Source organism: Paraglaciecola aquimarina (assembly GCF_032464635.1).
GTDB lineage: Bacteria > Pseudomonadota > Gammaproteobacteria > Enterobacterales > Alteromonadaceae > Paraglaciecola > Paraglaciecola aquimarina.
In genome coordinates this window covers 3,539,282-3,553,876 of the sequence record NZ_JAWDIO010000002.1, presented here as the reverse complement: position 1 = coordinate 3,553,876, position 14,595 = coordinate 3,539,282, and the positions used below count along the sequence as shown (strand labels likewise).

Sequence of the window (14,595 nt, the reverse complement as noted above, 5' to 3'; positions counted from 1 at the left end):
CGTAGTAATTTTGTTCGAAACTTGTTAGCGCTAGTAGTTCGCATTACCTGGGGTACGTGGAAAGGCTATAACATCTCGGACATTTTGCATGCCTGTTACATAAGCTACCAAGCGTTCAAAACCTAAACCGAAGCCCGCATGAGGTACGGTGCCATATCTACGTAGGTCACGGTACCAACTGTAATCTTCTTGGCTTAAATTCATATCGGCTAATCGACGGTCGAACACATCAAGACGTTCTTCACGTTGTGAACCACCAATGATTTCGCCAATGCCAGGCGCTAATACATCCATTGCGGCCACTGTTTTACCGTCATCATTAATGCGCATATAAAAGGCTTTAATGTCTTTTGGGTAGTTTTGCATGATGATAGGTGCGCCAACATGTTCTTCGGCTAAATAACGTTCGTGTTCTGACGATAAATCGACGCCCCAATTCACGGGAAATTCGAATTGCTTACCGCAGTTTTGCAAAATTTCGATAGCATCGGTGTAGTCCATGCGAACAAAGTCCTGTTCGATCACTTTCTCTAAGCGGTTAATGACTTCTTTATTCACGCGCTGGGCAAAAAATGCCATGTCATCTGCACGTTCTGCTAGCACCGCTTTAAACACATATTTGAGCAAGTCTTCTGATAATTGAGCAATATCCGCCAAGTCGGCAAAAGCGACTTCGGGCTCTATCATCCAAAATTCAGCAAGGTGCCTGCTAGTGTTGGAGTTTTCTGCTCTAAAGGTCGGACCAAAAGTATAAATTTTTGACATGGCCGTAGCGTAAGTCTCACCGTTCAGTTGCCCAGACACAGTTAAAAATGTTTCTTTACCAAAAAAGTCTTGGCTGAAATCCACTTCACCTTTATCTGTTCGTGGCAGGTTCATCATGTCTAACGTCGATACGCGGAACATTTCTCCGGCACCTTCGGTATCACTGGCGGTTAATATAGGTGTACTTATCCAGCAATAACCTTGCTCATGAAAAAATCTATGAATAGCTTGAGATAAGCAGTTACGTACTCGGGTGACTGCGCCAATCACATTTGTACGAGCCCGCAAGTGCGCGTGTTCACGCAAATACTCAATACTATGGCGTTTAGCCGACATTGGGTATGTATCTGGATTTTCCACCCAGCCTACTATTTCGATGTTTTGAGCGTCTATTTCTAATGCTTGCCCTTGACCTTCGGACGCTTTAAGTATGCCGGTGACGATCAACGAGCAGCTTGTTGTTAATTTCTGAATATCGGCATAGTTTTCTAGCGTATTGAGAGCGATAACTTGAATAGGATCAAAACAACTGCCATCGTGCACTGCTACAAATGATAAACCTGCTTTAGAATCTCGGCGAGTTCTTACCCACCCTTTAATGGTGACTTGGTCACCAACTGAATATTTGCCGGCAAAAATCTCTGCCACCGGAGCATGCGCCATTTACCTGTCTCCACTGATTGGGTATTGCGACCTACTGGTCATATGTATGAATTACTGTCATTGTCTATTTATAATCAGCCAGTTTGTTAATTGGATTATACTTTCAATGTATAGACTCGTGACATGACTATAAATTTCTGTCAAGAGCAGTTATGCTTTACGAAAGTTTGAGGTTGGCTGAAAAATAAAAATTATTATTAAAACAACAATATATAAGTTGTTTACTTGGCTCATTATACAAGAACTGTGATTTTACTCAGGTGGGGCATAGACTCAAGGAAAATCTAAATTTAATATATAAACCGCGATATGGAATGCGTCAGTAGGTGCCTTACAATTGGCAATATAAAAGCTTCAATTAAATATGAAAACAGATGAATCAAAAGATAAACCTATAGTGAATAGGCGCAAGTCTCCCCGAGAGAAAGATCGATTATTTCAGTGCATGGTAGTAATCAACGTTATAGGTTGGTTTGTGTTCATTGCTGCCTTACTTGTTTTTCATAATGCTCGCCCAGAATTTGTCTCAGGCGTTCAAGCGTTTTGGGAGTTGAAGCCAGGCAGGCTTGGTCCGAAACGTTGAGCTGGTATTTAGTTGGATTGCTGTTTTGTTGCGTGGTGATTAGCGCAATTGTACTTTTAATGAAACGTCAGCGGAATAGAAGAAGAAAGATCACTACGGTATTAATGGGTTAGTGCTCATGTTTACTGCAGTGTCGAGGCCTGATTATCCTGTATTTTGAGCTTAATCCTTAGATAAAGGCAGAATAGATGTAAAGTCAGATAAGCGAACGTCTGATTTTAGTGGGGTATTGGCAAGTAGTGGTTTAAGTAATGTGCAGACATAGTTTGTGCTTACACCATCTCGATTTAAGTTGTAAGAGGTCAATTATGGATGTGAAATTTCGTAAATTAATAGAATTAGGGGCGGGGGAATTTGAGCATGTTCAACCGGCAATGATCGAGCATCTAGAACGCACAAGATGCATATTGAAATCTTGGTCTGCGCCAGAATTTTTGCAAGATGCTGGGTTGTATTATCTAGCATACGATCCCAAGCAAGCCTTAATTACATCAACTGAAAGAACTGACATAGCGGCCATAATTGGCGAAGATGTAGAGCAACTTATTTATCAGTATTTTTGTTGTGACAAAGATCAATTTTATAGCGTGTTAGATAAGGGGGAATCTTCGGTATATTGCCATAAATTCACCCAGCAAAATACGTTCGTTGGCACACAGCGAGTAAAAGACATATGTGAGTTAGATGTCGCTATTATGGTTGATAAAGCGACATCTAGCCCCGCCTATTTACGGCACAACACTCAAGTATGGTCGAACAGGCTTAATACCATAGAAAGTTTTCTGAGTAGGGCGGCCAATCGTAAGATTAGGCAGTTATTTAATTAGCGTGGTGTTTTAATGTAGTCGTTAGAATATCTAAGGGAATGTTTCATATCATTCACATTTCGTTGAAATAGCCAAACTTGTTTAGTAAATCGCTGTGCCATAACCCTGTTGGTTTATTCAAGGTGTCGCCTAGGTGAAAGTCACTAACAAAGTCACTATCGAAGGCGTGGATTCAACACAGTGGCTATATGACGAAAGTGGTACTTGAATTTTATTAAGGTTAACGCATGCATTGGTATTCTATATTACCTCCTATAATCGCAATCATAGTGGTGTTTTGGCGCAAAGAAGTGATTCTCGCTTTAGTTTTGGCTATCTTCAGTGCTGAATTACTATTAGCTTTTAAAGACGGTTCAGAGTTGGTATTCACCACCGCTGTTGGCTCAATAGAAAGAGTGGTGTCAATTGTTACTTCGCCGGGTAATAGCCGAATTTTAATGTTCAGTTTATTGATTGGCTCGCTGTTAGCTTATATGCGTCAATCGGGTGGCGTTGCGGCTACGGTAGAAATGCTGATTAGTAAAGGTGTGGCAAAAGTAAAAGCAAGTGGGTTTACTCACGATGTTTACCGGCATTGCAGTATTTATTGAGTCAAACTTGAGTGTATTAGCTTCGGGGATTTTATCTCGAGGTCTATTTGATAAATTTAAAATGAGTCGGGCTAGGTTGGCTTATGTGATTGATAGCACTAGTGCTCCAATTTGTATCTTGATTTTGTTAAATGGCTGGGGCGCCTTTATTTTAGCGCTATTAAGTAATTATGAATTAGAGCAAAGTGCAGTGTCGGTACTGTGGGGCACAGTGCCATTGAATTTTATGCAATTATCGCTTTGCTATTAGTTTTGTATACTATTTTAGCTGATAGAGTACACGGCCCTATGAAAAAGGCCGAGCAAGAGTTAGTACTATTGGATTCTGAGCAAGTTGAAGTGAAAGGCACAAAAGCTAGGTTTATGGTTTTGCCATTGCTAAGTATGATAATAGGCATGGTGGGGTTTATGTTTTGGACCGGAGATGGAGATTTAGCTAATGGAAGTGGCAGCAAGTCTGTTTTATATGCCACTATTTTAGCCATGTTTATTAGTTACATTCTATTGCTTAGCTCAAAACAATATTCACACAAAGAACTGGTCGATACTGGTTTTAAAGGGATGGGAGAAATCTTACCACTGGTGACTATTGTATTGTTTTCGTTAACCTTAGGCGCAAGTTTAAAAGAGCTCGGCACAGGCGTGTTTGTGGCAAATATTGTGGGTGATTATTTACCTGTAAGTTTGATAGTGCCTTCGTTATTTTTGGCAGGGGCATTAATGTCATTTACCACCGGCACCTCTTGGGGGACCTTTGCTATTTTAATCCCAATTGGTGTACCACTTATTCAAACGTTAGGCTTACCACCTTCGTTGGTGATTGCCGCCATTTTGGGTGGCGGTATATTTGGTGATCATTGCTCGCCTATATCTGATACAACAGCGGTATCATCTATTGCATCTGGTTGTGACTTGTTAACCCATGTGCGCACTCAAATGCCATATGCGCTTTTGGGCGGAATAATTACCCTTGTTGGGTATTTTGTCGTTAGCTTGATCGTGCTTTAACTGGTTAAATAAAGGTAAGTAGAAATAATATCATTGCGCTTGTAATAAGGGCGGACTACAGTTTATATGCTGGTCACGGGTTAGGAGATGGGTGACGATCTTTTGAGCAAAGCTTATGATTGGCTTTCCAGTTGGTGGCGTTAAGCATAACTGTTTTATGTATACTACTGATAATTATTCGTATCTTTGAGGTCGTTTTGAACGTAATAATAAAAACAATAATTGCAGGCTTTGTTTGGATACTTTCAACCACTAGCGTATACGCTAATGAAGTTAGCGACTTTCTAGCAAAGGTGGCGGTTAAAACCTTCGACTGCCCAAATGATAGCGATGTGCCAGCGTTGGAAAATTTTCTTTCTAGGGCAGATATTGTCGAGACTGATCGCTTGAATTTACTTGTGTACAAAGCTCACTGGTTAATTTGTGTAGGCAAAAATGATCAGGCTAAATCTATTCTGGATGCCATTATTGATGAAGGGAACATTGACCTCACATCTCACAGTTACGCTAGTTTAATGTATCAGTTAGGGTTTATCTTTGATGTTAATGATAACCCCAAGCGATGCGAGTATTATCGGCAATCAGAACAATTAGCAAGAGACAAATTCAATGATATTCACTTGAGCTCGCAACTAGGGTTAATTACCGTGTGTGATCAAGAGCAGCAAAGTATCGGCGTAAAGTTAGGCCGTTTGTTTGCGTTAGTTAAGATGTATTCAGCTAAAAAAGACGTCGAGTCTTTAGCTCATATTCATAACAATATAGGTTTGCTTTACAGCTCTATTGGTCAAAATGCTCTGGCTGCTGAACAATACGAGAAGTCTTATCGTTTAGGTTTGACCGTATATGAAGAAAAAATCAGTTGGCGCCACTCATCAGTGTTATTACTGCCTATAGTGGCAGTGGTGATAACGAAAATGCGCTATTGATGATTGAAGAGTTAGGTCGTGGCAACCTTAAAGTCAATACGCCATTGACTAATAGTTGGTACCATTACGCTCGTAGTCGTTACTTTTACAGGATCGAAGATTATGAGGAGTTACGGCAAAGTCTAGCTAAGTGGAAGATATTCTTAGCGCAAATATCAAACGAGCAAATGAATAAATTACATGAATGGTATAGTGCCGCTCTGTGCCTACATGACAAAAACAAAGCTTGTGTTGAGGCATTTATGTATGCCCAGCAAGATAGCGCAACGGCTATTCCTAGTCGATTGTCTAATCACATTCACTACATCGCTTTCTTAGTTAACGCACAGTTATTTTTAGGTGATGTCGACGGGGCTAGGGAGAGCTTTGCTAGATATTCTGCTTCTATGCTTAACAAGGTTAGAGTGCAACAAACATCAGCCAGAGTATTGGGGGTCGCAAATTTGCATAATGAAATTTTAGCCCTTGAAGATAACTTGGCGGCAGCCAAAGCGCAGAGAACGCAAACTATCATAATCATAGTATTTGTTATTTTAAGTCTCGTTGTTTTAGCCTATTTGTTCGTTGGAAAGCGTTATTTGAAAAAGCTAGCAACAGACAAGTTGACAGGGCTGCACAATGAGCAGTCGGTTTTAACGTTGATCAAAAAAGTCAAGCCGCCTCTCAATCATAAGGTCAATGCCTTGGCCGTATTTGATGTCAATAATTTTACTGAAATGAATACTCAATTTGGCTACATGACTGGAGACGAAGCGCTTAAAAGTGTGGCGAAGTGTTTGACAAAAGTAACGCGAGATCAAGATATTGTCGGCCGAATTGGTGCTGATCAATTTATTGTTTGTCTGAAGAATATTGAGGAACAGACCGCAAATGACCTATTTGAGCGCATATTGGACGCATTAACCAACGTAGTGTTCAATGACGTGACTGGTTCAAGTATTAATGTGCGTTCCAGTATGAGTATTTATAGTTCAGATGGGGACTTTGCCGATTTAGATGAGGTTTTGGCAGATATACGTGATGTTGTAAAGAAAGGCGTAAACAAGTGAGAATTATGCAGAGTGAATTGCATTTTGTCGGTCGTAGGATGTGGTTCGACAAGATGCGCATAATAGCTGAGCAGCATTTTGTTTCGTTAATTTAATCGTTGTTAAAAGTATCGTTTGTGAAATTATTACTTCCCCTTAAATATTATGATGATGCCGGCAGAGTAAAGCCACCAGTGGGCCTTTATTTAACTGCGTTGTACTTGTGTCGCAGTATTGTCGTTTTGATCGGTGCTTATTCATCCAAACAGTATAGCAACGAACTTATTTCATTGTTTTATGGTGAACAGCGATATCTATATTTAAGCTTGATGATTGCGTTACCTGCTTTGCTGAGTGTCACGCTTATTGGTTTTAGAGAAAACTATGGAAAACCAATAAAGTGTGGATGTTTTTCTGGGTAAAACCTTTGCTACTAATATCAAGTCTTGCTGATTTGGGGGCTCATGTATTTTTCGCGCATTTACAGCATTGGCAATTTTCTTGGATTATTGCCTTCACTTTGTTAATTGATATATTTTGTTTGTACTATTTGTCACGGGACAAGCATATTTCATTTATGTTGCAAGACTGGCGAAAGGCAGAAAACCACCTTGCCCCCGTGACCTGAGAAAGCTGACACTAGGCCATTATTGGATATTGTTACTCACAGCTTGTCGGTAATATTGTTGTATGCTTACTTCGCTATCATTGACTAAACGTTGATAACATACACCAGCAAATGCATAGCTATTCCCTGCATAATTCAGGACCACATATGGGGCATCTGGATCAGACTCGTCATACTTCCATTCTCCACCTATTTTCTTACGAAATATCTCGCCAATATAGGCTCCATAAATATTACATATAGTGAATACTGCATTTTCTTCAAGGGCTACAGCTTTATATTTGGCAAGCCAACTGAGTATGATGTCATCTACTAAATTAATACTCTCTTCGCTGCCATCAAGTGTAATATTAAATTCTTCTTTGGTAGTAATTATTGCGTTTTCTGCGCTGTCGGCCATTAATAGGATTAAATCTTCTGAAGTCATGGACATTCTATGCTTCCTTTTGTTTTTTCATGAGTAGCTTTTCAATTACCCGGGCAGTGGCAACAAAACCAAAGGTTGCAGTAACGGCAACCGAAGCACCGAATCCTGTATTGCAATCTAATTTCGTGCTGCCGTCGGCGGACGATTTATTCATGCATACACTGCCATCTTCTTGTGGATAACGCAATTGTTCGGTTGAGTATACGCAGTCCACAGCAAAACGTCTTTTGGGCGTCGTAGTAAAGTTGTAAAAACGTCGTAACTCTGAACGTAATTTTGCAGCGAGTGGGTCTTGAATGGTTTTACTTAAATCTGTTACTGCAATTTTGGTCGGGTCTATCTGACCGCCTGCTCCACCTATGGTAATAATAGGAATTTTATTACGCTTACAATAGGCAACCATTGCCGCTTTGGCTTTAATACTATCGGTTGCGTCTACTACATAATCAAACTCATGGCTTAATAGTTGACCTACGTTGTCTGGCGTAACAAAATCTTCTATGACTTGTACATCACAATCTGGGTTGATCAACTTAATTCGCTCGGCCATCGCGTCTACTTTTGCTTGGCCCACAGTGTTTTGCAGCGCGTGAATTTGACGATTAGTGTTAGTAACACAAATATCATCTAAATCAATTAACGTAATTTTACCTATCGCTGTTCTGGCTAACCCTTCTGCAACCCAAGTGCCCACACCACCAATACCCACTATGCATATATGTGATTTCTGTAATATTTGTGTTTGCTTAGTTCCATATAATCTTTGGGTGCCCCCAAATCTCTGTTTTTCTAGACTCATAATACCTGACAACTTAACTAATCAGCGGCTATTGTATCAGCGCTCAATGGTTTCTCTAGTGATAGATATACAAAAATACCTTACTCAGTAGTTTTTTCTCTAAAAAGGACAAAAACACGCAGTCATTCAGCATCGGCTGTTGATTAAGTTATTGAGCTTGAATATTATCCTACGCAGAAAAGTACGGGGCGATATTAATGTCTTGTGGTACTAAAAATTAAAAGGATAGTAATATGAAACCTGTAGTGTTAGCCGGTGGTAGTGGAAGTCGCTTGTGGCCAAAATCCCGAGCCGCTTTACCTAAACAATTCTTAAGTTTGACTTGTGATCTCACAATGTTGCAAGACACTATCGCAAGATTAGATGGTACCGAAGCAGAAAACCCAATAGTTATTTGTAATGATGCTCATCGCTTTTTAGTCGCCGAACAACTTCGTCAGCAAGATATTGACCATGGAGGGATTCTACTCGAACCCATGGGCAGAAATACTGCACCAGCAATTGCCCTTGCGGCATTGCATGCATCCTTGCAAGGAGATGATCCTACTTTGCTTATTTTAGCTGCTGACCATTTAATTAGTGATGCGCCAGCTTTTCATCAGGCCATAGCCAAAGCAGAAGTGCTAGCAAATAAAGGTAAATTGGTGACTTTTGGCATAGTGCCAGATTCAGCACATACTGGATATGGCTATATAAAGCGTGGTCTGCAGGTAGTTGGCGTCGACGTAGGCTTTGATGTTGCCAATTTCGTAGAAAAACCAAACTTAGCGACCGCCCAAACATATGTCGATTCTGGCGAGTATTACTGGAATAGTGGCATGTTTATGTTTAAAGCAAGTCGTTATCTAGAAGAATTAGAAAAATATAACCCACAAATGCTAGATATTTGTAAAAAAGCGATTGCCACTGAATCTCAAGATTTAGAATTTGTGCGCGTGGACGCTGCTACTTTTGTAAATTGCCCAGATGACTCTATCGACTATGCGGTTATGGAAAAAACGGATGCTGCCTGTGTGGTACCGCTAGATGCTGGCTGGAGCGACGTTGGCAGTTGGTCTTCGTTGTGGGAAACCGCCAAACAAAAAGATGAAAATAACAACGTGGTCATTGGCGACGCTATTTTAGAAGGCGTTAACAACAGTTATATCAACTCTGAGCAACGTTTAATCTCGGTAGTTGGTTTAGACAATGTAGTGGTGGTTGAGACTAAAGATTCGGTATTAGTGGCCAATAAAGACAAAGTTCAAGATATTAAGCATGTGGTGAATAAACTCAAAGCTGAACATCGCCCAGAGTGGGAATTCCACCGAGAAGTGTTCAGACCTTGGGGGAGTTATGACTCAATAGACAATGGCGAACGTTTCCAAGTAAAACGGATTACCGTTAAGCTATGGGGAAAAGTTATCGGTACAAATGCATCACCACCGAGCTGAACACTGGATTGTTGTGGCAGGTACAGCGAAAGTGACCAATGGCGAAGAAACCTTGTTACTTTCTGAGAACCAATCTACTTATATTCCTATTGGTGTGGTTCACGCCCTAGAAAATCCTGGAAAAATTCCATTGGAACTCATTGAGGTGCAGTCTGGTACCTATTTAGGAGAAGATGATATTGTTAGATTTTCGGACAGATACGGACGTGTTGAGAGCAAATAATTTACTTAGGATTGGATTAAATTTATGAAAATCACTTGTTTTAAGGCCTATGACATACGTGGCAAATTAATTGAGCAATTGGATGAAGCTGTCGCTTATCGAGTAGGCAGAGCGTTTGCTGAGTATATGCAGGCTAAAACAGTCGTAGTGGGAGGCGATGTAAGGCTTACTTCTGAGCCACTGAAGTTAGCGTTGAGTGCCGGATTAATTGACGGTGGTGCCAGCGTGACCGATTTAGGCATGACAGGTACCGAGGAAATCTATTTTGCCACTAAATTCTTAGGGGTCGACGGCGGAATTGAAGTTACTGCTAGCCATAATCCTATTGACTACAATGGCATGAAATTGGTTAAAACTGATTCAAAACCTGTCAGTGGAGACTCAGGGTTATTTGCTATTCGAGATTTGGCTGAGACTTACTCTGATGAGGTAGTGCAAAGCAGATTAGTACATTATGCCCATGAACTAGTTTCTACCACGGACTTTATTCAGGGAAAAGCTTCAATTGTTAGGGATAAGCTCTCACAAACAGGGGCCTACAAACAAATCGATAATATGCAAGCGTACGTAGAACATATGCTTTGTTATGTGGATTTGGCTAATTTTAAGCCTTTAAAGTTAGTGGTAAATGCTGGAAATGGTGCCGCAGGTAGTGCCTTAGACGCCATTGAGACAGCTCTTATTCGCCAGAATATACCAATTGAATTTATTAAAGTTCACCATACCCCTGACGGTAGTTTTCCAAATGGTATTCCGAATCCACTTTTACCTGAAAGCAGAGCAGATACCGCCAATGCGGTTATCGCGAACAAGGCTGATATGGGGATAGCATGGGACGGTGATTTTGACCGCTGTTTCTTATTTGACGAAACCGGTGAGTTTGTTGAAGGATATTATATTGTTGGTTTGTTAGCTAAGGCCTTTCTAGATAAAGATCCCGGGGCTAAAATTATTTATGATCCGAGAGTTTACTGGAACACAGAAGACATAGTCAGCTCTGCTGGTGGAGTGCCTATTAAGAGTAAAACAGGGCACGCCTTTATTAAAGAGCGTATGCGCGCAGATGATGCTGTGTATGGTGGTGAAATGAGTGCGCACCATTATTTTCGCGATTTTGCTTATTGTGATTCAGGCATGATCCCATGGTTACTTGTAGCGGAATTGCTATGCACCACCAATAAAGCCTTGTCTCAATTGGTGAAAGAGCGCATAGCTGCCTTTCCTTCGTCAGGAGAAATAAACAGCACACTGGCCGATCCTGATGCGTCTATTAAAACTATATTGGAAAAATATGAGCCACAAGCAACGGTAGTCGATCACACCGATGGTATTGGCCTAGAGTTTGATACATGGCGCTTTAATTTACGTAAATCTAATACTGAGCCTGTGGTTCGGCTAAACGTAGAGTCCAAAGGTGACATTGCCTTAATGCAAGCAAAAACCGAAGAGTTATTATCTTTACTTAACCAGAACTCAGGTTAGATTAGGATTTAAAGCAAAACGCCTAGCAAAAGCTAGGCGTTTTTTGGAAAAGGATAAATTCACAACACCTGTAATTTAGGGCGTGAATTTGCCAATATCTTCACCTGCGGCCTGTTTATCGGCATGATAACTTGAGCGAACCATAGGTCCACAAGCTGCATGGGTAAAGCCAAGTTCTTTGGCTATAGCATCCAATTCATTAAATTCATCTGGGTGCACATAACGTTTAAGAGGGTAGTGGTGTTTACTTGGTTGTAAGTATTGGCCAAGGGTTAACATTTCTACATTGTGTGCGCGTAAATCTTTCAAAACTTCAGTGATTTCATCTTTATTTTCACCCATGCCCATCATCAATCCAGATTTGGTAGGAATATCTGGATGTTGCTGTTTAAATTTCTTTAGAAGATCTAATGACCATTGGTAATTGGCACCAGGGCGACATTCTCGATACAGGCTAGGGATTGTTTCTAAATTGTGATTAAACACGTCGGGTGGACTTTGTTTTAGTATTTCTAACGCTCTGTCCATACGACCGCGAAAATCAGGGACGAGTACTTCTATTTTAGTACTCGGGCTATGTTCACGGATGGCACTAATGCAGTCAACAAAGTGCTGAGCCCCGCCGTCGCGCAGATCATCACGGTCGACTGAGGTTATAACCACATATTTTAGTTTCATTTCCGCAATTGTTTTGGCAAGTTTCTCTGGCTCTTCGGCACTAGGAGGTAAAGGTTTACCGTGAGCTACATCGCAAAATGGGCATCGCCGTGTACAGATATCACCTAAGATCATAAAGGTTGCCGTACCGTGGTTAAAACACTCAGCTAAGTTTGGACAGCTAGCTTCTTCACAGACAGAGTGCAAATTATTCTTGCGTAAGGTCTGTTTAATATGGTCAATCCGATCGGTTGTTCGAGGTAAACGTATTTTTATCCACTCAGGCTTGCGCAGCATTTCGGCCTTTTCGGTAGGGATAATAGTAATAGGGATGTGTTTAACTTTCTCGTCATCCCGAAGTTTAACTCCGGCTTGAGGTCGCTGATTAGTCATTAAAGCCTTCTTTACATTCAGATTGTGCGGCCTCAATTGAGGTACACAAATATTCGATTAATTTATTACTGGCTTCAGCCAAAGTACTAGGGCCGCCAAGTGTGGCGCAATCTATCATTTCTAACCCTGCGTAACCACAAGGGTTAATACGTTGAAATGGAGTTAAGTCCATATCGACATTAAGTGCCAAACCGTGAAATGAACACCCTTTGCGGATCCGCAATCCAATTGAGCATACTTTCTTATGGTCGACATATACACTAGGAGCATCTGCCTTAGGGTAGGCGTTAATATTGTAGTCTTTTAACGTATCGACAATACACTGCTCTAAAGCGGAGACCAATTGTCTTACCCCTAATTTATGGCGTTTTAAATTGAGCAGCACATATACCATTTGTTGACCAGGGCCATGATACGTTACTTGACCGCCCCGGTCGACTTGAACAACTGGAATATCACCGGGCATTAATACATGTTCGGCTTTTCCAGCTTGCCCTTGGGTAAATACTGGGTCATGTTCGACCAACCAAATTTCGTCAGGACTTTGTGGGGTACGACTGTTGGTAAAGTCTTGCATGGCTTGCCATATTGGCAGGTAGGGTTTACGTCCTAACTGCCTAACAATAATAGTGGGAGGGGCTGTTGATAGTGTCAAAGTATGATATTGATTCAATTAAAGGTATTTAATTATTGGTAAGGGATTACAACACAACTCTTACTAATTCTAATTTAGCCACTTCTTTATAAATGGTTTCCATATGCTCTTTGCTCGTCACCCTGACACTGACAGATAAAGAATGATAGTTTCCTTTTGAACTTGGCTTTAACGTAGGTGAATAATCCCTGGAGAATGACGTTGTAAACAAGATACAACGTCATCAGTCAAGCGTTCATGGGCTAACCCCATAATTTTAAATGTTTGATGACATGGGAATTCTAATAATTCGTCAAAACGTGTTTTCATTCTTTTACAATACCTAGTACTTTTAGTTTTCAAAACCCAGTTTTAATTTTACAAAATCGGTCATTCGATCAATAAACCCACCTTCATTGACTTCTTGCAAAGTAACCAATGGATATTCAGCGACGTCTTCACCCTCTATTTGCAAAAACAACTTACCGACTACAGCACCTTTGGCAATTGGGGCTTCTAGTTTTTTATCTAATTCAAAATTAGCTTCAAGTTTTTTACTTAAGCCTCTTGGAATATTGATAGGTGTATCTTGTAAAATACCTAAATCGACGGTTTCCTTATCGCCCATAAAAATACGGTGGGATACAAAGCTATCACCCGCTTTATACGGTGTGATGGTTTCGTAGAAACGGAATCCATATTTTAGTAATTTTTTGTTCTCGGTTTTACGGGCTCGTTCACTTTCGGTGCCCATCACAACAGAGATTAAGCGCATGTCACCTTGGGTCGCAGATGTTATTAAGCTGTATCCCGCATCTGAAGTGTGGCCTGTTTTAATGCCATCAACATTCAGACTTTTATCCCACAGCAAACCGTTACGGTTATATTGTTTAATGTCATTGTAGGTAAATTCTTTTTCTGAATAAATGGCATACTCCGCTGGTACATCTCTTACCAAAGCAGCAGCCAAAAGCCCCATGTCTCGTGCAGTGGTATAGTGATCTGCGTCATGTAGCCCATGGCTATTGACAAAATGTGTAGAGGTCATACCAAGTTTTTCTGCATGCATATTCATCATGCTGGCAAATGCTTCTTCACTACCGGCAATGTGTTCAGCCATCGCCACACAAGCATCATTTCCTGATTGGATAATAATGCCGCGATTCAAGTCAGCTACTGAAACTTGCTTGCCTACTTCGATAAACATTTTTGATGAATCAGGGAAATTTTTGCTCCAAGCGTTTTCCGAGATAGTAACTAAATCCGTTTCTTTTATATTGCCGTTCGCAATTTCTTGACCAATAACATAACTGGTCATCATTTTAGTGAGACTAGCCGGCGGTATTTGAATGTCGGCGTTTTGCTCGGCAATAACATTACCAGTTTGGTAATCCATGAGCACAAAACCTTTGGCAGAAACGCTTGGGGCGGGAGGAATAACGACCGCAGCAGAGGCTGAAAAAACGCAGACACCAAGCGCTACGCTACTTACAATTGCACAGATATATTTTTTTGGGTTAAACATT

Annotated in this window: 12 protein-coding genes and 3 pseudogenes; 8 read left to right on the top strand and 7 right to left on the bottom strand. The window is 40.8% G+C overall.

The window, feature by feature from the left end:
* Window positions 1-30 precede the first annotated feature (30 nt).
* Window positions 31-1,428, bottom strand: a complete 1,398-nt coding sequence (gene asnS, locus RS130_RS17625; protein ID WP_316027015.1) for an asparagine--tRNA ligase — start codon at window positions 1,426-1,428, stop codon at window positions 31-33.
* Window positions 1,429-2,319: 891 nt separating this feature from the next.
* Between asnS and RS130_RS17620 the strand changes: the two genes are divergently transcribed.
* From RS130_RS17620 to RS130_RS17595, 6 genes and pseudogenes are all read left to right on the top strand, one after another.
* On the top strand, window positions 2,320-2,838 hold the full coding sequence (locus RS130_RS17620; protein ID WP_316027014.1) for a DUF6817 domain-containing protein: 519 nt from the start codon (window positions 2,320-2,322) through the stop codon (window positions 2,836-2,838).
* Window positions 2,839-3,065: 227 nt separating this feature from the next.
* Window positions 3,066-4,436: pseudogene (locus tag RS130_RS17615) on the top strand (Na+/H+ antiporter NhaC family protein).
* Window positions 4,437-4,633: 197 nt separating this feature from the next.
* Entirely contained in the window at window positions 4,634-5,365 is a 732-nt protein-coding gene (locus RS130_RS17610; protein WP_316027013.1) for a hypothetical protein, read from the top strand.
* Window positions 5,299-6,414, top strand: a complete 1,116-nt coding sequence (locus tag RS130_RS17605; RefSeq protein WP_316027012.1) for a GGDEF domain-containing protein — start codon at window positions 5,299-5,301, stop codon at window positions 6,412-6,414. Before RS130_RS17610 ends, RS130_RS17605 begins: the two co-directional genes overlap by 67 nt.
* Before the next feature lie 116 nt (window positions 6,415-6,530).
* Window positions 6,531-6,815: a DUF2919 family protein gene (locus RS130_RS17600; protein ID WP_316027011.1), complete on the top strand. Its 285-nt coding sequence runs from the start codon at window positions 6,531-6,533 to the stop codon at window positions 6,813-6,815.
* Window positions 6,816-6,820: 5 nt separating this feature from the next.
* On the top strand, window positions 6,821-7,021 hold the full coding sequence (locus tag RS130_RS17595; protein WP_316027010.1) for a DUF2919 family protein: 201 nt from the start codon (window positions 6,821-6,823) through the stop codon (window positions 7,019-7,021).
* Between the two features lie 19 nt (window positions 7,022-7,040).
* Here the strand turns inward: RS130_RS17595 and RS130_RS17590 are convergent, their stop codons facing one another.
* Both RS130_RS17590 and tcdA read right to left on the bottom strand, forming a co-directional pair.
* Window positions 7,041-7,454, bottom strand: coding sequence for a hypothetical protein (locus RS130_RS17590; RefSeq protein ID WP_316027009.1), 414 nt, complete (start codon window positions 7,452-7,454; stop codon window positions 7,041-7,043).
* A gap of 1 nt (window position 7,455) precedes the next feature.
* Window positions 7,456-8,247 (bottom strand): tRNA cyclic N6-threonylcarbamoyladenosine(37) synthase TcdA, encoded by a 792-nt coding sequence (gene tcdA / locus RS130_RS17585; RefSeq protein ID WP_316027008.1) that lies wholly within the window; start codon window positions 8,245-8,247, stop codon window positions 7,456-7,458.
* Window positions 8,248-8,480: 233 nt separating this feature from the next.
* On the opposite strand from tcdA, the pseudogene RS130_RS17580 reads away from it, so the two are divergent.
* Together RS130_RS17580 and RS130_RS17575 are read left to right on the top strand one after the other, a co-directional pair.
* Window positions 8,481-9,903 (top strand): annotated as a pseudogene (locus RS130_RS17580) (mannose-1-phosphate guanylyltransferase/mannose-6-phosphate isomerase).
* Window positions 9,904-9,927: 24 nt separating this feature from the next.
* Window positions 9,928-11,385 carry a phosphohexomutase domain-containing protein gene (locus RS130_RS17575; protein WP_316027007.1) on the top strand — a complete coding sequence of 486 codons (1,458 nt, stop codon included), beginning with the start codon at window positions 9,928-9,930 and terminating at the stop codon, window positions 11,383-11,385.
* Window positions 11,386-11,460: 75 nt separating this feature from the next.
* On the opposite strand, the gene lipA is transcribed toward RS130_RS17575, so the two are convergent.
* The 4 genes and pseudogenes from lipA to RS130_RS17555 form a co-directional block, all read right to left on the bottom strand.
* Entirely contained in the window at window positions 11,461-12,435 is a 975-nt protein-coding gene (gene lipA, locus RS130_RS17570; RefSeq protein WP_316027006.1) for a lipoyl synthase, read from the bottom strand.
* The gene (gene lipB, locus RS130_RS17565; RefSeq protein WP_428982865.1) at window positions 12,428-13,012 is read right to left on the bottom strand and encodes a lipoyl(octanoyl) transferase LipB; all 585 of its coding nucleotides are present in this window, start codon (window positions 13,010-13,012) and stop codon (window positions 12,428-12,430) included. The genes lipA and lipB overlap by 8 nt, the downstream gene beginning before the upstream one ends.
* Window positions 13,013-13,136: 124 nt before the next feature.
* A pseudogene (gene ybeD / locus RS130_RS17560) lies at window positions 13,137-13,399 on the bottom strand (DUF493 family protein YbeD).
* Window positions 13,400-13,421: 22 nt separating this feature from the next.
* Complete coding sequence (locus tag RS130_RS17555; protein WP_316027004.1) at window positions 13,422-14,594, bottom strand: serine hydrolase; 1,173 nt, start codon at window positions 14,592-14,594, stop codon at window positions 13,422-13,424.
* Window position 14,595: the final 1 nt, after the last annotated feature.

What these genes read in the sequence shown, in the direction of transcription:
- asnS (WP_316027015.1), bottom strand. Translation starts at nt 1,428, where the DNA reads ATGGCGCATGCTCCGGTGGCAGAGATTTTTGCCGGCAAATATTCAGTT.
- RS130_RS17620 (WP_316027014.1), top strand. Translation starts at nt 2,320, where the DNA reads ATGGATGTGAAATTTCGTAAATTAATAGAATTAGGGGCGGGGGAATTT.
- lipA (WP_316027006.1), bottom strand. Translation starts at nt 12,435, where the DNA reads ATGACTAATCAGCGACCTCAAGCCGGAGTTAAACTTCGGGATGACGAG.
- tcdA (WP_316027008.1), bottom strand. Translation starts at nt 8,247, where the DNA reads ATGAGTCTAGAAAAACAGAGATTTGGGGGCACCCAAAGATTATATGGA.
- lipB (WP_428982865.1), bottom strand. Translation starts at nt 13,012, where the DNA reads ATGCAAGACTTTACCAACAGTCGTACCCCACAAAGTCCTGACGAAATT.
- RS130_RS17575 (WP_316027007.1), top strand. Translation starts at nt 9,928, where the DNA reads ATGAAAATCACTTGTTTTAAGGCCTATGACATACGTGGCAAATTAATT.
- RS130_RS17555 (WP_316027004.1), bottom strand. Translation starts at nt 14,594, where the DNA reads ATGTTTAACCCAAAAAAATATATCTGTGCAATTGTAAGTAGCGTAGCG.
- RS130_RS17590 (WP_316027009.1), bottom strand. Translation starts at nt 7,454, where the DNA reads ATGTCCATGACTTCAGAAGATTTAATCCTATTAATGGCCGACAGCGCA.